This window comes from Celeribacter sp. (assembly GCF_048259695.1).
Lineage (GTDB): Bacteria > Pseudomonadota > Alphaproteobacteria > Rhodobacterales > Rhodobacteraceae > Celeribacter.
This window is the reverse complement of sequence record NZ_JBLXHL010000002.1, coordinates 161,255-188,069: the sequence shown is the minus strand read 5'-3', so window position 1 is coordinate 188,069 and position 26,815 is coordinate 161,255. Positions and strand designations below refer to the sequence as shown.

26 protein-coding genes are annotated in these 26,815 nt (G+C 55.4%); 14 read left to right on the top strand and 12 right to left on the bottom strand.

Annotation, left to right across the window (positions count from 1 at the left end; translation table 11 throughout):
* Positions 1 to 4: 4 nt before the first annotated feature.
* A complete protein-coding gene (locus tag ACN0Q0_RS04425; RefSeq protein WP_417242158.1) occupies positions 5 to 1,228 on the top strand; it encodes an MFS transporter in 1,224 nt (407 codons plus the stop codon).
* On the opposite strand, the gene ACN0Q0_RS04420 is transcribed toward ACN0Q0_RS04425, so the two are convergent.
* The 3 genes from ACN0Q0_RS04420 to ACN0Q0_RS04410 are packed head-to-tail and all read right to left on the bottom strand — an operon-like array spanning position 1,211 to position 3,515.
* The gene (locus tag ACN0Q0_RS04420; RefSeq protein WP_417242157.1) at positions 1,211 to 1,813 is read right to left on the bottom strand and encodes a Smr/MutS family protein; all 603 of its coding nucleotides are present in this window, start codon (positions 1,811 to 1,813) and stop codon (positions 1,211 to 1,213) included. The two genes, ACN0Q0_RS04425 and ACN0Q0_RS04420, sit on opposite strands and share 18 nt — an antisense overlap.
* Entirely contained in the window at positions 1,810 to 2,853 is a 1,044-nt protein-coding gene (locus tag ACN0Q0_RS04415) for a murein transglycosylase A (protein ID WP_417242156.1), read from the bottom strand. The genes ACN0Q0_RS04420 and ACN0Q0_RS04415 overlap by 4 nt, the downstream gene beginning before the upstream one ends.
* Entirely contained in the window at positions 2,850 to 3,515 is a 666-nt protein-coding gene (locus tag ACN0Q0_RS04410; RefSeq protein WP_417242155.1) for a Tim44/TimA family putative adaptor protein, read from the bottom strand. The genes ACN0Q0_RS04415 and ACN0Q0_RS04410 overlap by 4 nt, the downstream gene beginning before the upstream one ends.
* A 108-nt stretch (positions 3,516 to 3,623) precedes the next feature.
* Here ACN0Q0_RS04410 and ACN0Q0_RS04405 point away from each other — a divergent pair, with 108 nt between their 5' ends.
* Together ACN0Q0_RS04405 and secB are read left to right on the top strand one after the other, a co-directional pair.
* Complete coding sequence (locus ACN0Q0_RS04405) at positions 3,624 to 4,133, top strand: FxsA family protein (RefSeq protein ID WP_417242154.1); 510 nt, start codon at positions 3,624 to 3,626, stop codon at positions 4,131 to 4,133.
* 56 nt (positions 4,134 to 4,189) lie between these two features.
* Complete coding sequence (gene secB, locus ACN0Q0_RS04400) at positions 4,190 to 4,693, top strand: protein-export chaperone SecB (RefSeq protein ID WP_417242153.1); 504 nt, start codon at positions 4,190 to 4,192, stop codon at positions 4,691 to 4,693.
* A 7-nt stretch (positions 4,694 to 4,700) separates the two neighbouring features.
* Here the strand turns inward: secB and dnaQ are convergent, their stop codons facing one another.
* From dnaQ to ACN0Q0_RS04380, 4 genes are read right to left on the bottom strand one after another with little or no spacing between them, the layout of a single operon-like run.
* Positions 4,701 to 5,441 carry a DNA polymerase III subunit epsilon gene (gene dnaQ / locus ACN0Q0_RS04395; RefSeq protein WP_417242152.1) on the bottom strand — a complete coding sequence of 247 codons (741 nt, stop codon included), beginning with the start codon at positions 5,439 to 5,441 and terminating at the stop codon, positions 4,701 to 4,703.
* Complete coding sequence (gene coaE / locus ACN0Q0_RS04390; protein WP_417242151.1) at positions 5,434 to 6,036, bottom strand: dephospho-CoA kinase; 603 nt, start codon at positions 6,034 to 6,036, stop codon at positions 5,434 to 5,436. Before coaE ends, dnaQ begins: the two co-directional genes overlap by 8 nt.
* The gene (locus ACN0Q0_RS04385; RefSeq protein ID WP_417242150.1) at positions 6,033 to 6,863 is read right to left on the bottom strand and encodes a shikimate dehydrogenase; all 831 of its coding nucleotides are present in this window, start codon (positions 6,861 to 6,863) and stop codon (positions 6,033 to 6,035) included. Before ACN0Q0_RS04385 ends, coaE begins: the two co-directional genes overlap by 4 nt.
* Positions 6,860 to 7,468 (bottom strand): Maf family protein, encoded by a 609-nt coding sequence (locus ACN0Q0_RS04380; protein WP_417242149.1) that lies wholly within the window; start codon positions 7,466 to 7,468, stop codon positions 6,860 to 6,862. Before ACN0Q0_RS04380 ends, ACN0Q0_RS04385 begins: the two co-directional genes overlap by 4 nt.
* Before the next feature lie 394 nt (positions 7,469 to 7,862).
* Between ACN0Q0_RS04380 and hemJ the strand changes: the two genes are divergently transcribed.
* The 7 genes from hemJ to ACN0Q0_RS04345 all read left to right on the top strand — a co-directional run bounded on the left by hemJ (position 7,863) and on the right by ACN0Q0_RS04345 (position 15,266).
* Positions 7,863 to 8,315 (top strand): protoporphyrinogen oxidase HemJ, encoded by a 453-nt coding sequence (gene hemJ / locus ACN0Q0_RS04375; RefSeq protein WP_417242148.1) that lies wholly within the window; start codon positions 7,863 to 7,865, stop codon positions 8,313 to 8,315.
* Positions 8,316 to 8,453: 138 nt separating this feature from the next.
* Entirely contained in the window at positions 8,454 to 9,725 is a 1,272-nt protein-coding gene (gene rho, locus ACN0Q0_RS04370; protein WP_417242147.1) for a transcription termination factor Rho, read from the top strand.
* 26 nt (positions 9,726 to 9,751) lie between these two features.
* Positions 9,752 to 11,041, top strand: coding sequence for a tRNA uridine-5-carboxymethylaminomethyl(34) synthesis GTPase MnmE (gene mnmE, locus ACN0Q0_RS04365; RefSeq protein ID WP_417242146.1), 1,290 nt, complete (start codon positions 9,752 to 9,754; stop codon positions 11,039 to 11,041).
* Between the two features lie 24 nt (positions 11,042 to 11,065).
* Positions 11,066 to 12,934 carry a tRNA uridine-5-carboxymethylaminomethyl(34) synthesis enzyme MnmG gene (mnmG, locus tag ACN0Q0_RS04360; protein ID WP_417242145.1) on the top strand — a complete coding sequence of 623 codons (1,869 nt, stop codon included), beginning with the start codon at positions 11,066 to 11,068 and terminating at the stop codon, positions 12,932 to 12,934.
* 1 nt (position 12,935) lies between these two features.
* A complete protein-coding gene (rsmG, locus tag ACN0Q0_RS04355) occupies positions 12,936 to 13,553 on the top strand; it encodes a 16S rRNA (guanine(527)-N(7))-methyltransferase RsmG (RefSeq protein WP_417242144.1) in 618 nt (205 codons plus the stop codon).
* On the top strand, positions 13,546 to 14,343 hold the full coding sequence (locus ACN0Q0_RS04350; protein WP_417242143.1) for a ParA family protein: 798 nt from the start codon (positions 13,546 to 13,548) through the stop codon (positions 14,341 to 14,343). Before rsmG ends, ACN0Q0_RS04350 begins: the two co-directional genes overlap by 8 nt.
* Before the next feature lie 2 nt (positions 14,344 to 14,345).
* Complete coding sequence (locus tag ACN0Q0_RS04345) at positions 14,346 to 15,266, top strand: ParB/RepB/Spo0J family partition protein (protein ID WP_417242142.1); 921 nt, start codon at positions 14,346 to 14,348, stop codon at positions 15,264 to 15,266.
* A 3-nt stretch (positions 15,267 to 15,269) separates the two neighbouring features.
* On the opposite strand, the gene hemW is transcribed toward ACN0Q0_RS04345, so the two are convergent.
* The 3 genes from hemW to rph are packed head-to-tail and all read right to left on the bottom strand — an operon-like array spanning position 15,270 to position 17,758.
* Positions 15,270 to 16,421, bottom strand: a complete 1,152-nt coding sequence (hemW, locus tag ACN0Q0_RS04340) for a radical SAM family heme chaperone HemW (RefSeq protein WP_417242141.1) — start codon at positions 16,419 to 16,421, stop codon at positions 15,270 to 15,272.
* Positions 16,422 to 16,427: 6 nt separating this feature from the next.
* A complete protein-coding gene (gene rdgB / locus ACN0Q0_RS04335; protein WP_417242140.1) occupies positions 16,428 to 17,045 on the bottom strand; it encodes an RdgB/HAM1 family non-canonical purine NTP pyrophosphatase in 618 nt (205 codons plus the stop codon).
* Positions 17,045 to 17,758: a ribonuclease PH gene (rph, locus tag ACN0Q0_RS04330; RefSeq protein WP_417242139.1), complete on the bottom strand. Its 714-nt coding sequence runs from the start codon at positions 17,756 to 17,758 to the stop codon at positions 17,045 to 17,047. Before rph ends, rdgB begins: the two co-directional genes overlap by 1 nt.
* 117 nt (positions 17,759 to 17,875) lie before the next feature.
* Between rph and hrcA the strand changes: the two genes are divergently transcribed.
* Together hrcA and ACN0Q0_RS04320 are read left to right on the top strand one after the other, a co-directional pair.
* Positions 17,876 to 18,940, top strand: coding sequence for a heat-inducible transcriptional repressor HrcA (gene hrcA / locus ACN0Q0_RS04325; RefSeq protein WP_417242138.1), 1,065 nt, complete (start codon positions 17,876 to 17,878; stop codon positions 18,938 to 18,940).
* A gap of 11 nt (positions 18,941 to 18,951) precedes the next feature.
* On the top strand, positions 18,952 to 19,515 hold the full coding sequence (locus ACN0Q0_RS04320; RefSeq protein WP_417242137.1) for a nucleotide exchange factor GrpE: 564 nt from the start codon (positions 18,952 to 18,954) through the stop codon (positions 19,513 to 19,515).
* Here the strand turns inward: ACN0Q0_RS04320 and mutS are convergent.
* Positions 19,512 to 22,139 (bottom strand): DNA mismatch repair protein MutS, encoded by a 2,628-nt coding sequence (gene mutS, locus ACN0Q0_RS04315; RefSeq protein ID WP_417242448.1) that lies wholly within the window; start codon positions 22,137 to 22,139, stop codon positions 19,512 to 19,514. The genes ACN0Q0_RS04320 and mutS overlap by 4 nt on opposite strands.
* Before the next feature lie 163 nt (positions 22,140 to 22,302).
* Between mutS and ACN0Q0_RS04310 the strand changes: the two genes are divergently transcribed.
* Positions 22,303 to 24,564 (top strand): NADP-dependent malic enzyme, encoded by a 2,262-nt coding sequence (locus tag ACN0Q0_RS04310; RefSeq protein WP_417242136.1) that lies wholly within the window; start codon positions 22,303 to 22,305, stop codon positions 24,562 to 24,564.
* A 17-nt stretch (positions 24,565 to 24,581) separates the two neighbouring features.
* On the top strand, positions 24,582 to 25,454 hold the full coding sequence (locus tag ACN0Q0_RS04305) for a ribokinase (RefSeq protein ID WP_417242135.1): 873 nt from the start codon (positions 24,582 to 24,584) through the stop codon (positions 25,452 to 25,454).
* Positions 25,455 to 25,555: 101 nt separating this feature from the next.
* Here ACN0Q0_RS04305 and ACN0Q0_RS04300 read toward each other — a convergent pair whose 3' ends face one another.
* The gene (locus ACN0Q0_RS04300) at positions 25,556 to 26,794 is read right to left on the bottom strand and encodes an argininosuccinate synthase (protein WP_417242134.1); all 1,239 of its coding nucleotides are present in this window, start codon (positions 26,792 to 26,794) and stop codon (positions 25,556 to 25,558) included.
* Positions 26,795 to 26,815 lie beyond the last annotated feature (21 nt).

Below are 26,815 nucleotides of genomic sequence, written 5' to 3'. Positions count from 1 at the left end.
GTCCATGACATATTTGCGCTTCATAGTCGAAAATGCCCGGTGGTTGGCGGTGGGGTTTCTATTAACCCTGACCTCCTCCTATGGTCAGACCTATTTCATCTCCATTTTTGCTGCCGATATCCGCGCCGAATTCGGGTTGAGCCACGGATCGTGGGGCGCAATTTATTCAATCGGGACAACGGCCTCTGCGATTGTGATGGTTTGGGCGGGGGTTCTCACCGACCATTTCCGCGTCCGTGTTCTGGCCCCTGTCATCCTTACGGGGTTGGCGGTGGCCTGTCTGACAATGTCGGCGGTCCCAAGTGTCACCCTGCTCGTTGTTGTGATTTTCCTTTTGCGGTTCACGGGGCAGGGCATGACAAGCCAGATCGCCATGGTGGCAATGGCACGCTGGTTCCAAGCCACCCGTGGCCGTGCCCTGTCGATTGCCTCGCTTGGTTTTGCGGTCGGTCAGGCAATTTTACCACTGATTTTCGTGGCGCTGATGACCGTAATCGGGTGGCGTCATTCATGGCTTGTCGCCGCGGGTCTGTCCGTGGTGTTGATTCCGTTGATTTTGTGGTGTCTGGCACAAGAGCGCACGCCGCAATCCATCGCGGATTCAACCAGTGCCGTTGGCATGGACGGGCGGATGTGGAAACGCGGTGATCTGCTTAGGCACTGGTTGTTTTGGCTGTGCGTCCCGCTGTTGCTTGGCCCGCCGGCATGGGGCACGGCGCTCTTTTTCCAACAGGTGCATTTGGCCGGGATAAAGGGGTGGTCGCTTGTTGAATATGTCTCGCTGTACCCATGGCTGACACTCACCTCCGTGTCTGCAACATTCCTTGTCGGCATGGCTGTGGACCGGTTCGGGGCAGGGCGGGTTTTGCCGCTCATGCCGCTGCCGTTTCTGGTCGGGTTTGTCGTGATTTCCTATGCGACCGTGCCATTTGTGGCGGGGATCGGCCTGATGATTGTCGGGCTTGGCATGGGGATGCAGGGGACAGTTGCGGGCGCGTTTTGGGCCGAGCATTACGGCACGCGCTACATCGGGTCGATCAAATCCGCCGCCACCGCCGTGATGGTGTTCGGGTCGGCCATCGGGCCGGGGGTGTCGGGTTATCTGATTGATTTCGGTGTGCCGTTCACGACACAGATGTTGGGCTATGCGGTCTATTTCGGTCTGAGCAGCATCTTGGCGGCAATGGGCGTTTTGCGGGCGCGAAAACGGTTACCGGCTACGGCGTAGGTAGACGTAATAGGCACCGCCACCACCGTGTTTGAGGTGGGCTTCGGTCACCTGCATCACCACCGAACGCAGCGGCGGTTGGTGCAACCAATGCGGCACTTGGTTCTTTAGCACACCCTTTCGGATCGGGATCGGCCCGCCCTCGTCGCGGTTCTTACCCTTGCCTGTAATCACCAGAACAAGACGACGGCCGGCGGCCGCAGACGACATGATAAACCCCTGAAGCGCGGGATGTGCATGCGCCAATGTCATGCCGTGTAGGTCAATACGGGCCTCGGGGTTAAGTTTTCCCCGCTGCATTTTTCCGTATTTTTTGCGATCCATATGCACGGGTGCATGGGCAAGGCGTTCGGATATGGACGGCGCAAGATCGTGGCCCATCGGTGTGCGGGTTGTGCGTGATCCGACCTCGAAATGGGACAGGGCGTCATCCATGTGATGAACCACAGGGGGGGTGACGGGGCGGCGTTTTGCCATGTCGCGCGGGATGACGGGTTCGGCACGCATCGGGATTGCGGTCTTTTTCACCTGCTCCCAAACCGTTCGATCATCCTCGCTCAATTTGCCCTTGCCGCGCCGTTTCATCCCGTTGCCTTTTCCAATAGGCCATAGGCGATCTGGATCGGGAGCAGCACCACCATACGCCCGCCGTCTTTGATGCGGCCTGCCTCGGTCCCCGCCGCATCACCGGTGCCGTAGAAAATATCGGCCCGCTGTGCGCCTTTGATGGCGGAGCCGGTATCCTGCGCGATCATCAGGCGGTGCATGGGGTTTTCGCCCGCCTTCTCAATCCAGACGGGCGCGCCAAGCGGGGTGAATTGCGGATCAACAGCAATCGAACGCAGCGTGGTAATCGAGCGGTTCATCGCGCCGATGGGGCCAAGTTCGGGGTGTAGGTCCTGACGCTCGCGAAAGAACACAAAAGACGGGTTGTGGTTGAGCAAGTCCTGTCCATCGACTGGATTGCGCCGCACCCAGTTTTTGATCACATCTGCGGAGACCTGATGCTCGTTGTACGTTCCGCGCCGCACCAGTTCACGGCCGATGGAGCGGTACGTATGGCCGTTTTTCCCCGCATACCCCACACGGGTCATTGTCCCGTCGTCAAGGCGCACGCGGCCCGACCCCTGAACCTGTAGGAAAAACAGTTCCACCGCGTCATCGACCCAGACGATTTCCAACCCGCGTCCGTTCAGCGCCCCATCCGCGATCTCGCGGCGGGAATAATAGGGGACACCGGCCACAAGATCATCGGGCTTGGCATAGATCGGAAAGCGGTAGCGGGCGCTGCGGTGGCGCGACCCGCGAAGTTCGGGTTCAAAATAGCCCGTAAACAGCGGGGCTGCGTCATCGTTGATCACAACGGGTTTGAAAAACAGCTCAAAGAAGCTTTTGGCGTCCGGATGGCTTTGGGCAACCTTGCATAATTGCGGCCATTCGAATTCACCGATGCGGTCACAGGTTTGCGCAAAAACCGAGAGGGCCGCATCGTGATCGTCGTCGGCCCACCCGTCCAGATCGGAAAATTCCAACACTGTGACCATCGATGCATCCTCGCCCAGAGCCGGACCGGCCAAGGTCAGCAGGGCTGACAGCAAAGCGCATGCCACCCTCCGTCGCATCATGCGCCGGTTGCGACCAATTGCCAGTTGGGGTCGTTGCTGCCCATTTCACGTGCAAAGGTCCAAATGTCCTTTTGACGCTTGATCTCTGTCGGGTTGCCCTCGATCAGCTTGCCATCGGCATCATGCACAGAGGAAATCAACTCGGCGACAAAGCGGATTTTCACTTCGCCTTCGCGTGTGGCATTGTCGAACTCGGCGTCGATCAATTGCAACTCCCGCAGGCCGACGAATTGCGCCTGAACCTGTAGTCCCTGTTCGCGGCGGGTCTGGATCACGCCGTCAAAGGCCTCATAGACCTCATCGGCAAGAAAATCGCGCACACTCTCGAGATCGTCGTGTTCGAACGCCATCAAAATCATTTCATAGGCGCCACCTGCGCCCCCCAGAAACTCTGTGACATTGAACGAAGGCTCTGCGCGTTTCATGGCCGCCAGTTCCGTGACAGCGCGAGATCCGTCAGCAACGTTGTCCGCGATGTCACGGTCCACGCCGCCCTCGATGACCTCAAATGTTTTCGATCCGCGGTCGGAGGCAACTGTGTCATCCAGTTCCACACGTGGTTTTTCAAAGCCTTCGCGCGTGCCAAGCACGTTGCGCAGGCGCAAAATCAGGAAAATCGCAATTCCGGCAAGCACCAGAAGGGACAGGATGGATTGGCTCATTTGATCCTCACAGCTCACGCGGCATAGAAAATGCCGCCGTCCCTTACTATGTAGGGTGGGAACCAGACCAAGTCCACCAGTGGACGGTCAAGAAAGAGAGGCAAACTCATGTTGCTTTTAGCGTTATTTGTCGCTGTGCCGATTATCGAGATCGCATTGTTCATTCAGGTCGGCGGGTTGATCGGTCTCTGGCCGACCCTGTTGATCGTTATTGTAACGGCTGTCATCGGGACAACTTTGGTCCGACAGCAAGGCGCCGCAGCGCTGTCACAGTTGCGCGGATCGTTTTCGGAGCTGCGCGATCCGACCGAGCCACTTGCACATGGGGCGATGATTTTGTTCTCCGGCGCACTCTTGTTGACGCCCGGCTTTTTTACCGATGCTTTGGGATTTGCGCTTTTGATCCCTGCGGTGCGGGGGGCTGCGTTTAAGGAATTGCGCAAACGGGTCAAGATCCAGAGCTTTCAGATGGGCGCAGGTGCGCAGGGCGCGGGATTTGACCGCGATCCATTTGCGGACGGGACACCACACGACACGCGGGTGATTGACGGCGAGTTCAAGGAAGTCGACATCAAAGAGAGTGACACCCCTGGTCATTCTGGTTGGACGCGCCATTGAGGCACCTGAACCAAGCTGATACAGTGACGCGAAACTAAAACTCTGAGGACCAATTGATGGCAGATGACGTCGAAACCGCAGCAGCCGAGCCTGCAGCACAAGCCGAACCCGTAAAGATGCAAATCCTTGGGCAGTTCACGCGTGACATGTCGTTCGAGAACATTCTCGCGCAAAAAGGCCTGAAGGCCGAGGGCCGCCCGAATATTTCCGTTCAGGTCGCTCTGGACGCGAAAAAGCGCGAGGTCGAGCACCAGTTCGAAGTGGCCACCAAGGTAAAGGTGGAAAGCAAAACCGAGGATGGCGCGACCACGTTGTTCATTCTCGAACTTGATTACGCGGGCGTATTCCACATCGAGAACGTGCCGGAAGAGCAAATGCACCCGTTCCTGATGATCGAATGCCCACGCATGTTGTTCCCGTTCCTGCGTCGCATCGTCCATGACGTCACGCGCGACGGTGGCTTCCCGCCGCTGAACCTCGACAACATCGATTTTGTACAACTGTACCGTCAGGACATGGCGCGCCGCGCCGAGGCACAGGCCCAAGCAAAACCGAACTAAGCTCTTTTTAGCTGAATTTTTTCCACAATGCGCCGTCGCCCAACTTGTCTACAAAGGCAGAATGGGCGGCGGCTTCGTCATTTGTGAGGCGTGACGGCAAGGGCGCGGGGCGCCGCGTGGGACGCCACGCTTCGTTTGTCTCACGTCCGGCAGATGGCGCATCATCCCGTCCGGCAGGTGCCAGAACAAGGTCGGGTTGACGCCCGCCGATAAGCTCCAGATAGACCTCGGCCAGAATTTCAGAATCGAGCAAGGCCCCGTGCAATGTCCGCGCCGAGCTGTCGATGTTAAAACGGCGACACAGTGCATCAAGGGTTGCGGGAGATCCGGGGAATTTTTTGCGTGCAATCGCAAGCGTGTCGATGGCTTGTTCCCATGGCAATTCCCGAAAGCCGTGTGTTTTCAACTCGGCGTTGAGAAATTTCATATCAAACGCGGCGTTGTGGATCACCAGTTTCGAGTCCCCGATAAAATCAAGGAACTCCCGCGCCACCGCTTTGAACAGGGGTTTATCCCTTAGCGTCACCTCGCCCTCTTTGGCGGGGCGGGGCGGGACGAGAATGTCGGGGCCAATTCCATGCACACCGAATGCGCCGTCGGGCATATCGCGTTCAGGGAACATATACTGGTGATAGGTGCGCCCCGTGGGCATGTGGTTCATCAGCTCGATCGCACCGATTTCAACCAACCTGTCGCCGCGATGCGGGTCGAATCCGGTGGTTTCAGTGTCTAAAACGATTTCACGCATGCGTTCGCCTGTTCTTTATGTGATCAAGAATATCATGCGCCTGACGCCGTGCGGATTCAAGGTTACGGGTGTCGATAACAAAATCGGCGCGGTCGCGTTTTTCTGCGTCGGGGAGTTGCTTTGCCATGATCGCGTCGAAATGGGCTTCGGTCATGCCATCGCGGGCGAGCGCGCGGGCGCGTTGTGTTTTGGCATCTGTCGAGACCACAACCGTGCAATCAACCTGTGCCTGTGCACCCGTTTCGAACAACAGCGGAATATCCACAACAACAATCGCCGCATCCGTATCCGCGATGAAGCCCGCGCGGTCGGCCGCAACGAGCGGGTGAACAATAGCTTCTATACGCTTAAGCGCCGCAGGATCCGCAGAAATAATGGTCTTTAGAGCCGCTTTAGAGACTGTATCATTTAAAACCGCGTCTGGAAATTCTGCATGAATCGGGGCAACAGCCGCACCACCGCGCGCATAAAGCCGCGCCACAGCCGCGTCCGCATCCCAAACGGGGATACCGGCATCGGCAAAGAACTGCGCTGTGGTGCTTTTGCCCATCGCGATTGAGCCGGTCAAACCGATGACATAGGGGCGGGTGGTCATTGGCCCAAAATGACGCGGCGGGTCTCGTCATCCACATCGGGGCGATGATCAAACCACCGCTCGAACCCGGGAACGGCCTGATACAACAACATGCCCAACCCGTCGACGGTTTGGCATCCGATCTCTTCGGCCTTTGCCAAAAACGCGGTTTTGAGCGGGGTATAAACAAGGTCGGTCACAACAGCGGTTTTTCCAAGCGCATCAAGCGGCACCTTGAACTCCGGTTTGCCAACCATACCCAAGGAAGTCGTGTTCACCACGGTGGTCGCGCCATCGAGCATATTGCCGGCCTGAACCCAGTCGACAATCCGGATTTTGCTTCCGAATTCCTCCCTAAGCGCCTCGGTCCGGTTGCGGGTCCGGTTGGAGAGGCGAATTTCCTGCACACCCACATCGATAAGGGACGCCACAACAGCACGCGCCGCACCACCCGCACCGAACACGGCGGCAGGCCCGAGGGTCGGATCCCAATTGGCATTGGCACGCAGGTTTTCGACAAAGCCGTAGCCATCGGTATTGTCCGCGTGCAGCTTGCCATCAGTACGAAAAATCAGCGTGTTGGCCGCGCCGATCAATGCCGCGCGATCCGTGACCACATCCGCAAGCGCCAAAGCGGCCTCTTTGTGCGGGATTGTGACGTTTGCACCGACAAATCCCATTTTTGGCAGCGTTTTCAAAACCTCTTTGAGGTCGACCTGAGCCACATCAACGGGAATATAATGACCGCGTATCCCGTAGCGTTTGAGCCAGTAGGTGTGAAGCTGTGGTGATTTGGAATGCGCAATCGGCGATCCAAGTACGGCGGCCAGAGGAATTTTTTCACTCATGATGCAATCATCTTTCTATCGACAAGGTGGGACAACAACGCAAGAAGCGGCAGGCCCAGAACATTAAAGTACTCACCTTCGATGGATGAAAACAACCGCACTCCTTCTTCTTCGAGTTTATAACACCCGACAGCATCGCGCACACTGTGCCAATTTCGATCGATATAGTCGTCAAGGTAGGCCGCCGTGAGGGGTCGCATCTCCATACGGACCTCACCGACATGACGCCATTTCGGCTCTCCATCCTCATAAATAACGGTTGCGGATAACAACCTGTGCCGCTCGCCCTGCATCTGGCCTAGCAAATTTCGCGCCTCGTCCGCCGTGGCACATTTGGAAACAAGCCGCCCTTTGAATGACAACACTTGATCGCAACCGATCACCATCGCCTCCGGATACCTGAGAGAAATTTTGCGCGCTTTGCCTTCGGCCAGTGCATCCGCGATATCACGGGGATGGGCGCCCTCCCCAACGAGCGCATCCTTAATCGTTTCTTCATCAATACGCGCCACTTCTATATCAATGGCAACTCCTGCGTTTTGCAAAAGTTGCCGCCGGATGGTCGAACCTGACGCAAGAATAATGCGTTTGGGCGTGTTGATCATATTGTGGATATATCCTGTGTTAAGCTGTCGTTAAGTCGGAGGACAGATAGCGGATCACCATCCTTGTGGAAAAGCCCTCTGTTTATCCTGAAACTGCGCTCTGTTTATCCTTGGGGAGATTTGATCCATCGCCGCGGGGGACAAACGGGATCCTAAAAAGTTATAGCCAACTTATCCACACCCGATCTGTACGATTAACCACTCTATAATCCATATTATTAAGAGATTAACGTGTTTTCCACATTCGACCGGAAATCCCGGGCGTTACATCACTTCACTGGGATCGATCTGTGGAAAAGCCACTAATCCACATTATCCACAGGCCCTACTTAAACATCATCTTTCTTTTTCTATTCTTTATTTTATTAAGAGAGAGACACAGAAAGGTCGGAATATGGGTGATTTTCTCGCAGTAATTTATCCTTGGGCAAAATCGCTTCATGTGGTTTCCGTAATCTCGTGGATGGCCGGTTTGTTTTATTTGCCGAGATTGTTTGTGCGCCATACCGAAAGCGTTCCGCTTGGAACCGAGACGGATCGTTTGTTTCAGGATATGGAGATGAAACTATTCCGGATCATCATGCGCCCTGCGATGATGTCATCGTGGTTATTTGGTCTTTGCCTTGTGTTCACGCCGGGTATTGTCGATTGGAGCGCCGGTTGGTCATGGCTCAAGGCGTTTAGCGTGATCGGAATGACCGGATTTCATTTCTGGTGTGATAAACGCCGACTTGATTTTGTGGCAGGTGAGAACAAACTCACGGGGCGTCAGTACCGGATGATGAACGAAATTCCGACGCTTTTGATGTTGGTCATCGTATTTATGGTCATCGCCAAGCCGTTTTGAGCGTCCGGGCTAAGAATTATTGACTCCGGTTGGTCTAAATCCTATGTAGTCAGAAATCCCGACCGTCCGGTCATTCACGGGATATCCCTTTACATGCCTGACCCCGTTCGCACCCTGAGGCGAACCATAGGAATTTCCATGACAACTGAAACTCTGAACCTCGCCGATCTCAAAGCTAAAAGCCCCAAAGACCTGTTGTCGATGGCCGAAGAGCTCGAGATCGAAAACGCATCGACGATGCGTAAGGGCGATATGATGTTCTCGATTCTCAAAGAACGCGCTGAGGACGGTTGGGAAATCTCCGGCGATGGTGTTCTGGAAGTTTTGCAGGACGGTTTCGGGTTCTTGCGCTCGCCCGAGGCAAACTACTTGCCCGGACCGGATGATATCTACGTTTCACCCGAGGTGGCCCGTCAATGGGGCATGCGTACAGGTGATACCGTTGAGGGTGTTATTCAGGCGCCAGGTGAGAACGAGCGTTATTTCGCGCTGACCAAGGTGACGAAGATCAACTTCGAAGAGCCGGAAAAAGCCAAGCATAAGATCAACTTTGACAACCTGACGCCGCTTTACCCCAATGAGCGGCTGACGATGGAGATCGAGGATCCAACGATCAAGGATCGCTCCGCACGGATTATCGACCTTGTCGCTCCGATCGGTAAGGGTCAGCGTTCGTTGATCGTCGCACCACCACGCACCGGTAAAACCGTTTTGTTGCAAAATATTGCGACTTCGATCGGCCAAAACCACCCTGAATGTTATCTCATCGTGTTGTTGATCGATGAACGTCCGGAGGAAGTGACGGACATGCAGCGCTCTGTGAAGGGCGAGGTGATTTCCTCGACCTTTGACGAACCTGCCACCCGTCACGTTGCCGTTTGTGAAATGGTGATCGAAAAGGCAAAGCGCCTTGTGGAACACAAGCGCGATGTTGTGATCCTGCTCGATTCCATCACGCGCCTTGGCCGTGCATACAATACTGTTGTACCGTCCTCTGGTAAGGTGTTGACCGGTGGTGTTGACGCCAATGCCCTACAGCGCCCTAAACGCTTCTTTGGTGCTGCGCGTAACATCGAGGAGGGTGGGTCACTGACCATTATCGCCACCGCTTTGATTGATACCGGTTCGCGCATGGATGAAGTCATCTTTGAGGAATTCAAAGGGACGGGCAACTCGGAGATCGTTCTGGATCGTAAAGTTGCGGACAAACGCGTGTTCCCCGCGATGGATATTCTCAAATCCGGAACGCGCAAAGAAGAGTTGCTTGTTGATTCCAAGGACTTGCAGAAAATGTACGTGCTGCGCCGCATCCTGAACCCGATGGGAACAACCGATGCGATCGAGTTCATGATTTCCAAGTTGAAACAAACGAAGTCAAATGGCGAATTCTTTGACTCTATGAACGCTTAATTTTTTAATATCAATGAGTTAACCTCATGGATACTATCTTCGCAGAAGCAACGGCCCGCGGCAAAGCGGGTGTAGCGGTGGTCCGGATTTCCGGGCCGCTCGCGTTTTCGGCTGTCGAAATGTTGGCGGGCGATGTGCCGTTGCCGCGCCGTACGGCGTTGCGGGTGCTTAAAGATGCAAAGGGTGCGGTGCTCGATGAGGCGCTTGTGTTATGTTTCGAACAGGGTGCGTCCTTTACAGGTGAGCAAAGCGCGGAATTACAGCTTCACGGTTCCATCGCGATTGTGCGTTCGGTACTTGCGGAGTTGGGCCGTATCGAGGGTTTGCGGGCGGCCGAGGCGGGTGAGTTTACACGCCGGGCGCTTGAGAATGAGCGGCTTGACCTGACTCAGGTCGAGGGCCTCGCGGACTTGATCGACGCTGAAACCGAAGCGCAGAGAAAACAGGCGATGCGGGTGTTTTCCGGTGCAATCGGTGCCAAAGTTGACGTCTGGCGTAGCGCACTCATACGTGCGGCGGCGTTGATTGAGGCAACCATTGATTTTGCGGATGAGGAGGTTCCTGTTGATGTGTCGCCTGAGGTGTTGGAACTCCTTGCGCAGGTCATTGGTGATTTGAACCGCGAAATTGAAGGATCCCACATTTCCGAACGTATCCGTGACGGGTTCGAGGTGGCAATTGTTGGTCCGCCGAATATCGGAAAATCAACGTTGTTGAACGCCCTTGCAGGACGTGATGCCGCGATTACGTCCGAGATAGCAGGTACAACGCGTGACGTGATTGAGGTCCGGATGGAGCTCGATGGGTTGCCTGTGACCATTCTCGATACGGCGGGACTTCGCGAGACGAGCGATGTTGTCGAGAGCATGGGCATTGAGCGGGCGCGATCGCGTGCGGAGCTTGCTGATTTGCGGGTGGTGTTGTTGCCGGATGAAACCTCCGAACCAGAGATACTTCCAAAGGCAGGGGATCTGGTTTTGATCGGAAAGGATGATTGCGGCACATTTGGTCCGGCCTCTATATCCGGTGAAACAGGTCATGGCGTGTCGGCGCTTGTGGCGCATGTGTCGTCGGTTTTGTCCAAACGCAGCGCGGGGTCCGCAGTTGCGACGCATGAACGTCACCGAATGGCGATGTCCCGTGCAGTTGGCTCTTTGGAAACGGCGCGAAATGAGATACTGCTCGACAGTGACAGGGCTGAAATCGCGGCGGAGTTTCTTCGGACAGCGATTTACGACCTTGATTGCCTTGTGGGGCGTATTGATGTCGAGGCCGTCCTCGGAGAAATTTTCTCGAGTTTCTGCATCGGCAAATAATCAGAATTTTGTGGAGTGTTTCACGTGAAACATTTGGATTTCGATGTGATTGTAGTGGGCGCAGGGCATGCGGGCTGTGATGCTGCCGCGGCCTCGGCGCGCGTAGGTGCCAATACGGCGCTTGTAACGCTAAAGCGTGAAAATATTGGCGTCATGTCGTGCAATCCTGCAATCGGCGGACTTGGCAAAGGCCACCTTGTGCGCGAAATCGACGCTCTGGATGGTGTTATGGGGCGTGTGGCTGATTGCGCGGGCATCCAATACAGGCTTTTGAATCGCCGCAAAGGTCCCGCCGTTCAGGGGCCGCGGGCGCAGGCTGATCGTCTTTTGTACCAAGCTGCAATGTTGGCCGAACTTGAGCAAACGCCAAATCTGTCTATCGTCGAAGCCGAAGTTGTCGATTTCCTGATGGATGGTGATGCTGTCTGTGGTGTTCGTTTGGCGGATGGATCCGAAATAGGATCCGCCGCGGTGATTTTGACAACGGGCACGTTTTTGAATGGCGTCATTCATATCGGGAACGAACAACGCCGTGGCGGCCGCATGGGAGACAAGCCGTCGATAGATTTGGCCGATCGCCTCTATGGATTCGGGTTACCCATGGGGCGATTGAAAACGGGGACACCGCCGCGTCTCAACGGTAAAACGATCGATTGGAGCATTCTGGAATCCCAGCCCGGGGATGAAGAACCTGTTGTGTTTTCGTTTTTGAACAGCAAACCAAAGGTTCGTCAGGTTGCGTGTGGCATCACGCATACCAATGAAAAAACCCATGACATTATCCGCCAGAATTTGGATCGCTCGGCGATGTATGGCGGTCATATCGAAGGGGTCGGACCACGCTATTGCCCCTCGATTGAGGATAAGGTTGTCAGGTTTTCCGATAAATCGTCACATCAGATTTTCCTTGAGCCAGAGGGACTTACCGTTGACACGGTGTATCCAAATGGAATTTCGACATCCTTACCCGTCGATGTTCAGGAGGCCTATGTGCGTTCGATCGTCGGCTTGGAAAATGTGGAAATTACACAGCCGGGCTATGCGATCGAATATGACTATGTCGATCCGCGGGCTTTGCGGTTAACGCTTGAAACGAAAGATGTGCCCAATCTGTATTTGGCGGGTCAAATTAATGGTACAACCGGATATGAGGAGGCGGCAGCGCAAGGATTGCTCGCAGGCCTGAATGCGGCACGCCATGCCAAAAATCTGGAGCAGAAAGTTTTTTCGAGAACGGACAGCTATATTGGGGTTATGGTTGATGATCTTGTGACGCGCGGCGTAACGGAACCCTACCGGATGTTTACCTCGCGTGCTGAATTCAGGCTGTCCCTCCGCGCTGATAACGCAGATCAGCGGCTTACCCAAAGCGGTGTTGAGATGGGGGTCGTCGGAAGTGTCCGTGCTCAGCGGAATTCAGAGAAAATGACAGCTCTCAGCGCGGCCAAGGCGCAATTGGCCTCTATAACGTACACGCCAAATGAGCTCAGGGCGGGTGGAATAGAGTCAAGTTTTGACGGATCCCGCCGGACTGGTTATGAGGTCCTGTCGTTCCCACATATAAGCTTTGCCCAGCTTTCAAAAATGACACCGGCGCTCTCTTCCATTGCACCGGATATACAGGTGCAGGCGCAAAGAGACGCACTTTATGCAACCTATATCGAGCGTCAAAAACGGGATGTTGTCTCGCTAAAGCGCGATGAAGCCGAGCAGATTCCGGATTTATTCGACTACGAGGGCCTTAATGGGCTATCAAATGAACTTCGATCAAAGCTACAAGCGTCACGACCCCAGACGATTGCACAGGCTATGCGGGTAGAGGGGATGACGCCGGCAGCAGCGACATTGATTTTGGCGCGTATCCGGCAGCTGCAGAAATTGAAGGCATCTTAGAATGAAAGATTTTGCGCATATCGGCTTGAATGTTTCACGTGAAACATTGGACCGACTGGATGTGTTCGAGAAACTTCTTAAAAAATGGAATCCGGCAATAAACCTGGTGTCGAAAAGTACACTTGAACATGCATGGGACCGACATTTTCTGGATTCAGCACAAGTATTCAACATTGTTGGCGCGCAGCGTGGCCATTGGGTGGATTTGGGATCCGGTGGTGGGTTTCCCGGAGTAGTGTGCGCCATTATCGCCGCAGAACGTTCGCCGGATATGACTTTCACATTGGTTGAATCGGATCAGAGAAAATCCACATTCTTGCGAACCGTCCTTCGGGATGTCGGTGTTGACGCACAGGTTTTGGCGCAAAGGGTAGAGGGCGTCGCACCTTTGTCTGCTAACGTGTTGACCGCGCGTGCCTTATCGTCATTGTCCAACCTATTGGAATTTGCTGACCGTCATTTAGATGAAAATGGGATTGCTTATTTTCCGAAAGGTGAGAAATTTCAACAAGAACTTGATGAAGCCCGTACCGCGTGGCGTTTTTCGCATAAATCACACGCAAGCGTGACGGATCAAAATGCAGTCATTTTAGAAGTCGGAGAAATTGAGCGTGTCTGATCCAACTCGACCCAAGGGGCCTCAAATCATCTCTATTGCCAACCAAAAGGGTGGTGTTGGAAAAACGACCACAACAATAAATCTCGCGGCGGCCTTGGTCGAGTTGGGATATCGCGTTCTGGTTATTGACCTCGATCCACAGGGGAATGCGTCGACCGGTTTCGGGGTCGAACCATCCGAAAGGACGCTCACAACCTACGATTTGTTGCTTGGCGAGGTTGATATTCACGACGCGATACAGACAACCGACATTCAGGGACTCTGGATCGTGCCTGCAACCGTAGATCTGAGTTCTGCGGATATTGAGATGATTTCAAATGAAAAGCGTAGCTTTTTGTTGCGCGATGCACTGCGTCAACGCGCATTGGATACCTATGCGATTGATTTCATTTTGATTGATTGTCCGCCATCTCTGAGTTTGCTGACAGTGAATGCAATGGTTGCATCCGACTCGGTTCTCGTGCCGCTTCAAAGTGAGTTTTTTGCATTGGAGGGGCTGACGCAGCTGATTATGACCGTTCGCGAAGTGCGCCAGACCGCAAACCCGTATCTTCGGATCGCGGGTGTGGTTTTAACCATGTATGACAAGCGCAATAACCTATCCAAACAGGTCGAGACAGACGCGAGGGAAAATCTTGGGGATTTGGTTTTCAAAACAGTTATCCCGCGTAACGTCAGAATTAGCGAAGCACCTTCCTATGCTTTGCCGGTTTTGAGTTACGATCCGACATCAAAAGGTAGCGAAGCGTATCGAGCTTTGGCAAAAGAACTCGTGAGCAAAAAGGGCTGAACATGACACAAAACAACGGTAATTCTAAAAGGCGTGGTTTGGGTCGGGGACTTTCCTCGCTTATGGCCGATGTCAATCAGACCGCTGATACATCCACATCCAATACGTCGGGGGCCGCGGCGCAAAGTGCTGATTTGATCGTCCCGATTGAGCGCGTGTCGCCAAATCCGGATCAGCCCAGACGGCGGTTTGATGAAGAGAAACTCAAGGAGCTTTCGGACTCCATTGCCGAAAAAGGGGTTATTCAACCCCTTATCGTGCGAGCAAACCCGCGTCGTTCGGGAGATTTCGAAATTGTCGCAGGGGAACGCCGCTGGCGGGCCTCGCAAATGGCAAAACTGCATGAAGTCCCTGTTATTGTTCGTGAATATAACGACACCGAGGTGTTGGAAATTGCGATCATTGAGAATATTCAACGCGCGGACCTCAATTCAATCGAGGAAGCTGTTGGCTATAATCAGCTTATGGAAAAGTTCGGTCACACACAGGAACAACTCGCGAGTGCTTTGGGAAAAAGCCGGAGCCATATTGCCAATATGATGCGACTTTTGCAGCTTCCCGAGGATGTTCAGGGTCTCCTTGAGCGCGGTGATCTCACGGCGGGTCATGCGCGGGCCTTGATTACCTCTGAAAATCCATCCGAACTGGCGCGTGATGTTGTAAAACGCGGGTTGTCAGTTCGCGATACGGAAAAGCTTGCGAAGAAAAGCAAGTTGCCACCCGTCACCAGAGACAAAACAAGCCGGAAAGCGACCGATAAGGATGCCGATACCCGTGCGCTTGAGGCTGATTTGAGCGCCACGGTCGGAATGAAGGTTGAGATCCAACACCAGAACGGATCAGAAAAGGGACAGCTATCGATCTCTTATGCGTCTCTCGATGATCTGGATATGCTTTGTCAGATCCTTTCACGCGGCAGATAGCGATTAGGGCAATAGGTCTTTTACAATCGCATTTATAAGCGGCCGCCCATCGCGTGTAACGATGAGGCGGCCGTTGTCCGTTTCGATCAGGCCATCGTCGGCCAGATATTTGATTTTGTTGTAAAAAACATCATCCAAAAGACAGGTGATACGACTCAAGGTAACGCCATCCCCGATCCTTAGGCCCATCATAAGGTATTCGAGAGCTTGATCCTGTTTGGACAAAGCTGTGCGTGTGTTTTCGCCATGACCTGTCTCATTCACTTGTGCGAGCCATTTGTTCGGCGCGAGCGGGGTATCAATTGCAAATTTTTGCCCGTCGACCGTGAGGCGTGCATGTGCGCCGGGACCAATACCCGCGTAATCGCCATAGCGCCAATAAATTTGATTGTGGCGACTTTCCATACCGGTTCGGGCGTGATTAGACACTTCGTAGGCGGGTAGACCTGCGGCGGATGTCATGTCTTGCGTTAAAAAATACATGTCGGCGCCAAGGTCATCGTTTGGCAAACCGCGCAGTTTTCCGGCGTTGTAGCGATCACCAAAGGCGGTGCCTTGTTCAATCGTGAGCTGGTAAAGGGACAGGTGCCCGTTTGCCAATGCGAGGCCTTCGGCCAACTCGCACTCCCAATCGGCCAGAGTTTGATCCTGACGGGCATAGATCAAGTCAAACGAGGTGCGATCAAACACAGATTGCGCAACATCTATGGCCCGCTTGGCGTCGGTAACGGAATGAAGACGGCCGAGACGGCGCAAATCATCCTCGCGCAGTGACTGGACGCCGAGGGACACGCGATTGACGCCAGTGGCTCTAAAGTCGCGAAACTTGGCAATTTCAACGGACGAAGGGTTTGCTTCGAGTGTGATTTCGACATCGTTTGACAGGGACCACCGAAGACGCACACGATCGAGGATTTTCCCGACAAGTGAGGGCTCCATCAATGACGGGGTGCCGCCCCCGAAATAGATCGACTGAACCAATCGTCCGGATGTTTCTGCGGATACACGGTCGATTTCGGAGAGAAATGCCGCCCCCCAGGCCTCTTGGTCCACCGCGCCCGATACGTGGGAATTGAAATCGCAATAGGGGCATTTTGATTGGCAGAACGGCCAGTGAAAATAGAGCCCAAACCCGCCATTTTGCCAATCTTCCATGTCTTTTTACACGCGCCCCGCAAAGGGCCCTTTTACAAATTTGGCAAAGGCATCGGCCCTATGGCTCATCGCGTGTTTCTTTGCGGGGTCCATTTCGCCAAATGTCTGTGTTTCGCCCGCAGGGACAAAGATCGGATCAAACCCGAACCCGAAATCGCCGCGCATCGGCCATTCGAGGTGACCCTCAACCTTGCCCTCGAACACCTCGTCGTGACCATCGGGCCACGCAAGGCACAGTGTGCAGCAAAACCGCGCGGTGCGTGGCATAGTTGCGTTCTTGGCTTCGAGCAGATCCCAGACCTTTTTCATCGCCATCGGGAAGTCGCGGCCATTTGGCGTTTCGGCCCAATCGGCTGTGTACACGCCGGGCGCGCCGTCAAGCCCGTCAACCATGATGCCGCTATCGTCAGACAAAGCGGGTAGACCGGATTTTCGGGCGGCATAATGCGCCTTGATCCGTGCGTTCCCGGCAAATGTGCTTTCGGTTTCCTCGGGCTCATCGAAGCCCAGATCACCCGCCGATACGACTTCGACACCAAAGGGAGCAAGCAGCGCACCGATTTCGCGCAGCTTGCCTTTGTTGTGAGAGGCCAGAACGAGTTTGTCGCCATCAAAGACGCGCATCAGGACACGGCCGCATTTTGGGCGGCGACCAGTTCGGCCACACCTTTGTCAGCCAAATCAAGCAACTCAACCAATTGAGCGCGTGAGTAGGTGGACCCTTCGGCGCTCATCTGTGTTTCGACCATCTGACCGTTGGCGAGCATGATGAAGTTGCCGTCCACACCGGCCTCGGAATCCTCGGGGTAATCAAGGTCGAGAACGGGTTGGCCCGCGTAGATGCCACAGGACACGGCGGCGACATTGGAAATCAGCGGGTCGGTTGTGATGTCACCCGCCTTGATCAGCTTGTTGACGGCAAGACGTAGGGCGACCCAACCGCCCGTGATCGAGGCACAGCGGGTTCCGCCATCGGCCTGAATGACATCGCAATCGACGGTGATTTGACGTTCGCCAAGGGCAACACGGTCAACGCCCGCACGCAATGAGCGGCCGATCAGGCGTTGGATTTCGATGGTGCGTCCGCCTTGCTTTCCGGCTGTTGACTCGCGGCGCATACGCGACGAGGTGGAGCGGGGCAGCATACCGTATTCTGCTGTCACCCATCCCTGTCCGGAATTGCGCATAAAGGGCGGGACGCGCGGTTCGATTGTTGCGGTACACAGGACATGCGTGTCGCCACAGCGGATCATACACGAACCTTCGGCGTGTTTTGTGACGCCGGTTTCGATGGTAATTGAACGCATCTCGTCTAGTTTTCGTCCAGAAGGTCGCATGATCTTTCCTTTTTGTTTGTTGTCCCCACATAAGATAGGCGGCGCAAATGGTGCAACCCTCATTGACGCTAAGCGCTCAACCCTTTTAATGGCAGTGCCTTTGGGAAACCGTGTCAGATGGTAGAACGCGCAAACATTATTGCTGAAATGAACGACCGGTCCCGCGAAGTATTTCGACGGGTGGTTGAGGGCTATCTGGACAGTGGTGGCCCTGTGGGGTCACGCACCTTGACCCGTGCCATGAGCGAAAAAGTATCCGCCGCCACAGTGCGCAATGTGATGCAGGATTTGGAATACCTCGGCCTGTTGGACAGTCCGCATGTGTCGGCGGGGCGGATTCCGACACACCTCGGGCTGCGCATGTTTGTCGACGGCCTTTTGGAGGTCGGTACGGTTTCGGATGATGTGCGCGAGAAAATGCACGAGACGTTGCGCGATGATGGCAAGGATGTGGGCGGAATGTTGGACCGTGTTGGTTCGGCGCTTTCCGGACTGACGCAAGGGGCGAGTCTCGTTTTAATCCCCAAACACGAAGCGCCGCTAAAACATGTGGAATTTGTGAGCCTTGCGCCTGAACGTGCCTTGGTTGTCCTGGTGTTTGCGGATGGTCAGGTGGAGAACCGCGTATTCACACCGCCCGCGGGGCAAACGCCATCGTCGTTGCGTGAGGCGGCCAATTTTATCAATTCGCTGATCGAGGGGAAAACCCTGTCCGAACTCAAGGCGACAGTTGAACGCGAGATTAAAACCAGACGTCAGGAACTGGATGGTCTGGCGGCGGATCTCATCGACAACGGGGATGCGTTCTGGGAAGGGGACGGGGCGCATTATGAACGTTTGATCGTGCGCGGGCGTTCGCATTTGTTGGCTCAAAGTTCGGAAGCGGCGGAGCTTGACCGTATCCGGACCCTTTTCGATGACCTCGAAAAGAAGCGCGATATCGCCGAATTTCTTGAATTGACCGAGGATGGCGAAGGGGTGCGCATTTTTATCGGCTCGGAAAACAAACTTTTTTCGCTTTCGGGTTCCTCTTTGGTGGTTTCTCCTTATATGAACGCTGATCGAAAGATAATCGGTGCCGTTGGAGTCATCGGTCCGACTCGCCTCAACTATGGGCGGATCGTACCAATCGTTGATTACACGGCCCAACTTGTTGGACGAATGCTGTCCAATAAGGCGTGAAAGGTTAAGAGATGACGGACCCGAAAGACCTAAATTTTGACGATGATAACCTCGATTCCGAGGATCAGATCGACATTGATGAACTGGATGACGCGTTGGACGAAGAAGTGGATGAGCTTGAAACTGCGCGCGCCGAGCGTGACGAGTTTCGCGACCGTTTCATGCGTGCCATGGCCGAAACGGAAAACGTGCGTAAACGTGCGGAGCGTGATCGCCGCGAGGCCGAAAATTACGGTGGATCGAAACTGGCTCGCGACATGCTGCCTGTTTTCGACAACCTGAAACGTGCGGTTGATGTGATCACCGATGAGCAACGCGAAGCACAGGCCGCTTTGATCGAAGGTATCGAGCTGACCATGCGCGAGCTTTTGTCCGTTTTTGGTCGTCACGGCATCGAGGTGATTTCACCCGAGCCAGGTGAAAAGTTCGATCCGAACATGCACGAGGCAATGTTCGAGGCGGCCGTTCCCGCGACCAAAGCGGGCGACATCATTCAGGTGATGAATGTCGGGTTCATGATCCACGATCGGCTGTTGCGCCCCGCGCAGGTCGGGGTGTCATCCACACCCGCCTAAACACCGGATAGTGTTTTGAGCTCATAGAGCAATTGAAGTGCCTCTCGGGGCGTCAACTCGTCGGGAGAAATTCCGGCGAGTTTTTTGTCGAGTTCGGATGGGCCTTTTGGTGTTGGTGCTTTTTGTGGTGCGGGGGAGGCGGCGAACAACGGTAGGTCATCGATGATTGCCTTTGGATTTTTGGCGTTTTCGGCCTCGCCGCTTTCAAGTGCCTCAAGCACGATTTTTGCGCGTTCCACCACGGAGGCCGGCAGACCCGCCAGACGTGCGACCTGAACACCATAGGACCGGTCGGCTTTGCCTTTGAGCACTTCGTGAAGGAAAATGACGTCGCCATCCCATTCCTTGACGGTGACGGTGGCATTTTCGGCACCGTCGAGCTTTTCGGAAAGCGCGGTCATCTCGTGGTAGTGCGTTGCAAACAGGGCGCGGCATTTGTTCACATCATGCAGATGTTCAAGCGTTGCCCATGCGATGGACAGGCCGTCATACGTCGCCGTTCCGCGCCCGATTTCGTCAAGAATAACAAGCGCACGATCATCCGCCTGGTTAAGGATCGCCGCTGTTTCAACCATCTCGACCATAAAGGTCGACCGCCCACGGGCCAGATCATCCGACGCGCCCACGCGTGAAAACAGTTGTGACACGATCCCGATGTGCGCCAAGGATGCCGGTACGTAGGACCCCATCTGTGCGATGAGCGCGATGAGCGCGTTCTGGCGCAGGAACGTCGATTTACCCGACATGTTCGGACCGGTGAGAAGCCAGATCGCCGCGCCGTCACGCCCGTCAGACAGGTCGCAATTGTTGGCAACAAATGTCTCGCCGCCCTGTTTGCGCAGGGCGCGTTCCACCACGGGATGTCGCCCGCCCTGAATGTCCAGTTTTCGACCCGAATCCACCACAGGACGCACCCAGTTTTCGGAGGTGGAAAGGTCGGCAAGTGATGTCGCGAGGTCAATTTCAGAGAGCGCGCGGGCGGTGTCGGTGATCTGCGGCGCATGTTCGAGAATGCGTGCGCACAGGTCCGAGAATAGATGTTTCTCGATTTCGAGCGCCCGACCGCCGGCATTGTGGATTTTTGTCTCGAGCTCGGACAGTTCCAACGTCGTGAAACGCACCTGATTGGCGGTGGTTTGGCGATGAATAAAGGTCTCGTTGAGCGGCGGAGACAGCATTTTGTCGGCGTGGGTGGTTGTGGTTTCGATGAAATAGCCGAGCACGTTGTTGTGCTTGATCTTAAGCGCCTGAACGCCCGCGATAGTTGCATAGTCGGATTGGAGGGAGGCAATGACGCCGCGCCCCTCGTCGCGTAGTTTTCGGCACTCTTCGAGTTCCGCGTGATACCCTGTCGCGATAAACCCGCCATCACGCGCCAGAAGGGGTGGCTCGGCAACAAGTGCGGCATCAAGCAGGTCAATGAGGTCGGTGTGTCCGGTTAAAAACGTCATATTCTGCCGGATTAGGGTCGGAATGGCATCTCGCGGTAGGGTGTCCGCGATGGTCTCCGCCCCGATAAGGCCATTGCGGATCGCGGCGAGATCACGTGGGCCGCCACGTTCCAGACCAATCCGTGACAAGGCGCGTTCAATGTCTGGCACGTTGCGCAAGGCATCGCGCAGGGTGTTGGTAAGTGCGCGGTTGTCTACCGCAAAATTTACGGCATCGAGGCGGTGGTTGATCACGTCAACATCGCAAGAGGGACTGGAAAGCCGTCTTTCCAAAAGGCGACCACCGGCCGCGGTCACGGTACGGTCCATGACACTCACAAGGGATCCATCACGCCCCCCTGACAGGGATCGTGTAATTTCGAGGTTGCGACGTGTGGCCCCGTCAATCTGCATATTCCCGCGTGCGATTTCCTTTGCCGGAGGGCGGATGAGTGGCAATTTCCCCTTTTGGGTGATTTCCAGATAGTCGATGACCGCACCCATTGCGGAGACTTCGCTGAGGGAAAACCCGCCAAAGGCATCGAGAGAGGCGACCTTGAACAGGTCGGTCAGGCGTTTTTGTGCGGATGTGCTGTCAAATGACGCACGGGACAGGGGCGTGACGCAATCGGCAAAATCAGGCACTAACTCGGCCCAATTCGCGCCAAAACTCTCGGACAGGAGAATTTCGGACGGGTTCAGGCGGGCCAGTTCGGGCGCAAGCCGCGAAAGCGGGCAGGGCATCACATGAAATTCACCGGTCGAGATATCGACCCATGCCAGTGCGCCCTCATCACGGATTTCGGCAAAGGCCACGAGAAAGTTGTGGCGGCGGGCGTCCAAAAGGCTCTCTTCGGTCAATGTGCCGGGGGTGACGAGGCGTACGACGTCGCGTTTCACAACGGATTTCGCGCCGCGCTTTTTCGCCTCGGCGGGGCTTTCGAGTTGCTCGCAAACGCCGACACGAAACCCTTTCCGGATCAGGGTGAGCAAATAGCCTTCGGCGGCATGAACGGGGACGCCACACATCGGGATGTCGTCGCCTTCGTGTTTGCCGCGTTTGGTCAGGGCGATGTCGAGGGCGGCGGATGCGGCAACAGCATCATCAAAGAACAGTTCGTAAAAATCGCCCATCCGGTAAAACAGCAAAGCATCGCGGTGTCTGGATTTGATTTCCAGATATTGCGCCATCATCGGTGTTACTTTGTGCTCTGCGTCGGCCACGACAATCCCCTAAATGAGTGGCCCACAACTTACCTGTCGGCGCAGCGGCGTAAAGGGGATGTGGTGTTCTTTGTTGAGATGGCCCGCCTGTCCCGATATGAAAGTGCGACTGGGAAAGAGGAGGCCCACCTGAATGCCCAAGATTACACAAACCCGCGAGGAAGCCCTCGCATTTCACATGGACCCGCGTCCGGGGAAATTTGACGTTGCGCCGAGTGTGCCGATGTCGACCCAACGCGATCTGTCTCTGGCGTATTCGCCCGGTGTTGCGGTCCCCTGTGAGGCCATCGCGGAAAACCCCGAAACGGCCTATGATTACACCAACAAGGGGAACCTTGTGGCGGTGATTTCCAACGGCACGGCGGTGCTTGGTCTTGGTAATCTCGGGGCATTGGCGTCCAAGCCGGTGATGGAAGGCAAGGCGGTTTTGTTCAAACGGTTCGCCGATGTGAACTCGATCGATATCGAGCTTGATACCGAAGACCCCGAACAGATCATTCAGGCGGTCAAACTGATGGGGCCGACCTTTGGCGGGATCAACCTTGAGGATATCAAGGCACCCGAATGTTTCATCATCGAACAGAAGCTCAAGGAAGAAATGGACATCCCTGTCTTCCATGATGATCAGCACGGTACGGCGGTGATTTGCGCGGCCGGTCTGATCAATGCTTTGCATATTTCCGGAAAGCGTATCGAGGATTGTAAAATTGTTCTCAACGGTGCGGGTGCGGCGGGTATTGCCTGTCTGGAGCTTGTCAAATCGATGGGCGCCAAGCATGACAATTGCATCATGTGTGACACCAAGGGCGTGATCTACCAAGGTCGCACCGAAGGTATGAACCAGTGGAAATCTGCCCATGCGGCCAAAACCGATGCGCGCACCTTGAGCGAGGCCATGGAGGGCGCCGATGTGTTCCTTGGCGTTTCGGCAAAAGGGGCCGTGACGCCGGACATGGTGGCGGCGATGGCTCCAAATGCGGTGATCTTCGCAATGGCCAACCCCGATCCCGAAATCACCCCCGAGGACGCCCATGCGGTGCGCGAGGATGTGATTGTGGCGACAGGGCGCTCTGATTATCCCAATCAGGTGAACAACGTGCTCGGTTTTCCGTACCTGTTCCGCGGGGCGCTCGACATTCATGCGCGCGCGATCAACGACGAGATGAAAATTGCCTGTGCCGAGGCCCTTGCCGCACTTGCCCGCGAGGATGTGCCGGATGAGGTTGCCTTGGCTTACGGACGCTCGCTGAGTTTCGGGCGTGACTATATTATCCCGACGCCCTTTGATCCGCGATTGATCTACACCATTCCCCCCGCCGTTGCGAAAGCGGGCATGGATACGGGTGTTGCGCGTCGGCCTATTGTGGACATGGAGGGATACGCCCACGGGCTAAAGGCCCGCATGGATCCAACGGCGCAGATCCTTCAGGGGCTTTATGCCCGTGCGCGTCAGGCACAAGCGACAATGCTCTTTGCCGAGGGGGATGACCCACGCATTCTACGCGCTGCGGTTGCGTATCAGCGCGGCGGCTACGGCAAGGCGCTTGTGGTCGGGCGGGACGAAGATGTGAGTGCCAAGCTCAAAGAGGCGGGTTTGGCAGATGCGGCGGGGGAGCTGGAAATCGTCAATGCCGCCAACACGCCGCATCTCGAAGAGTATAAAACCTTTCTCTATCAGCGGCTTCAACGGTCTGGTCACGATCAAAAGGACATTCATCGCCTCGCGGCCCGCGATCGCCACACCTTTTCGGCATTGATGTTGGCGCATGGCCATGCGGACGGTCTTGTTACCGGGGCGACACGCAAATCGGCGCATGTTCTGGACCGGATCAACACGGTGTTTGATGCCACGGCCGAGGACGGCGCGATCGGGGTGAGTGCGCTTATTCACAACGGACGGATCGTGTTTGTTGCGGATACCTTGGTGCATGAATGGCCGGATGAAAACGACCTTGCCGATATTGCCGAGGCAGCGGCCAAAGTTGCCCGCTCGATGGGCATCGAACCGCGCGTCGCCTTTGCATCGTTTTCGACCTTCGGCTATCCGGTGTCCGAGCGTGCAACAAAGATGCACCTCGCGCCAAAGGTGCTTGATGCGCGCAACGTGGATTTTGAATACGATGGCGAAATGACGGTTGATGTGGCGTTGAACGCAGATGCACAGGGGGCCTATCCGTTCTGTCGTCTGACCGGTCCGGCGAATATCCTTGTGGTTCCGGCGCGGCACTCTGCGTCCATTTCTGTGAAGCTGATGCAGGAAATGGCAGGGGCAACAGTCATCGGTCCAATTCTGACAGGGGTGGATAAACCTATTCAGGTTTGTTCAACTGTTTCGACGGTAAACGACATCATGAACATGGCGATCCTGGCGGCTTGCAAAGTCGGTCAGTCATAAACTGAAGGGGAACGCGTATGGCGATCTACAATCTCGGGTCGGTGAATATCGATCATTTCTATACGCTTCCCCACTTTCCGAAGCCGGGCGAGACACTGCATGCCTCGGATCACGCGCTCGGGCTCGGCGGGAAAGGCACCAATCAATCTGTCGCCGCGGCAAAAGCAGGGGCGCAGGTGTTTCACATCGGTGCAATTGGCAAAGACGATGACTGGGTGCGTGAGCGCATGAATTCTTACGGCGTCGACACAACCTATGTGCATGATGTCGCGGGGGTTACCGGTCACGCGATTATCAATGTGGATGCTGCGGGCGAGAACACCATCGTGTTGCAACCTGGTGTGAACGTGAAACAAGATGCCGAAGCTGTGCTTGACGCGATTGATAACGCGCAAGAGGGCGATACGCTTTTGCTGCAAAACGAAACCAACCTGCAAGATCACGCCGCTCGGTTCGCCTTGGTCAAGAAGATGCGGGTGATCTATTCGGCGGCGCCCTTTGATGTGACGGCGGTGACCAATGTCATTTCGGATGTGTCGATTCTGGTTATGAATTCGGTTGAGGCGGCGCAATTGACATCGGCGTTGGGTGTGACGCTCGACAAGTTGCCTGTGCCACAGTTGATTGTGACCCTTGGCAGTAAGGGTGCGATGTGGCGATCCAACGAGACCGGCGAAGTGATCGAGGTGTCCGTACCCAAAGTGACGCCTGTCGACACCACGGCGGCGGGAGACACATTCATCGGCTATGTCGCGGCGGGTCTGGACGAGGGCCTGACGATAAAGGACGCGATGGAGTGGGCCTCTCAGGCGGCGGCGTTGAAAGTCACCAGAAAAGGGACGGCGGATGCGATCCCGACAGCGGATGAGGTCGCGGCGTTTTCAGCCTGATTTTTTCGGACCGGACAAGAAAAGGGGCGCCACTGGCGCCCCGATTGCATTTTGTGATGCCCGACAAAGGTCCGACACATGTCCGACACTTTGCCGACCCCTTATTTCAGGCGGCGGTTGCGCGCGGCGAGAAGCTTCAGACGCAATGCGTTGAGCTGGATAAAGCCCGCTGCGTCCTTTTGGTCATAAGCACCTGCGTCATCTTCAAAGGTCACGTGAGCTTCGGAGTAGAGCGAGTGCTCTGACCAACGCCCCACGGTGACGGCGGACCCTTTGTAAAGCTTCAGGCGCACGGTGCCTGTGACGTGCTCCTGGCTTTTGTCGATGGCGGCCTGAAGCATTTCACGCTCGGGGCTATACCAGAACCCGTTGTAGATCAGTTCGGCGTAGCGTGGCATCAGGCTGTCTTTGAGGTGACCCGCGCCGCTGTCGAGAGTGATCTGTTCGATGCCGCGGTGCGCCTCGAGCAGGATCGTGCCGCCGGGTGTCTCGTAGATGCCGCGCGATTTCATTCCGACGAACCGGTTTTCGACGAAATCAAGACGCCCGATCCCGTGCTTGCGACCATATTCGTTCAGCTCGGTGAGAACGGTGGCGGGTGACATCGGCGTGCCATTGATCGCAACCGCATCGCCCTTTTCAAAGGTCACTTCGATGAACTCGGGCTCGTTGGGTGCATCTTCTGGTGAAACAGAGCGTTGATACACGTACTCGGGTGCTTCCTGTGCGGGATCTTCCAGAACCTTGCCCTCGGATGAGGTGTGCAGCAGGTTGGCATCGACGGAGAACGGAGCCTCGCCACGTTTGTCCTTGGCCACGGGGATCTGGTTTTTCTCTGCGAATTCAAGAAGTTTGGTACGCGAGGTCAAATCCCACTCACGCCATGGCGCGATTACCTTGATATCGGGGTTGAGCGCATAGGCGGCCAGTTCGAAACGGACCTGATCGTTGCCTTTGCCGGTTGCACCGTGCGCCACGGCATCCGCGCCGGTTTCCTCGGCGATCTCGACAAGACGTTTGGAAATCAGCGGGCGGGCAATGGACGTGCCGAGGAGGTATTGACCCTCGTACAGCGCATTGGCGCGGAACATCGGGAAGACGAAATCACGTACGAACTCTTCGCGCACATCTTCGATGAAAATGTTTTCCGGTTTGATGCCAAGCATCTCTGCTTTTTTGCGAGCGGGATCAAGCTCTTCGCCCTGACCGAGGTCGGCGGTGAAGGTGACAACCTCGCAACCGTATTCGGTCTGGAGCCATTTAAGAATGATGGACGTATCGAGACCACCGGAGTAGGCCAGAACAACTTTTTTAGGCGCAGACGTTTTGGGCGCAGACATGGGGGCATTCCTTTTTCGGAT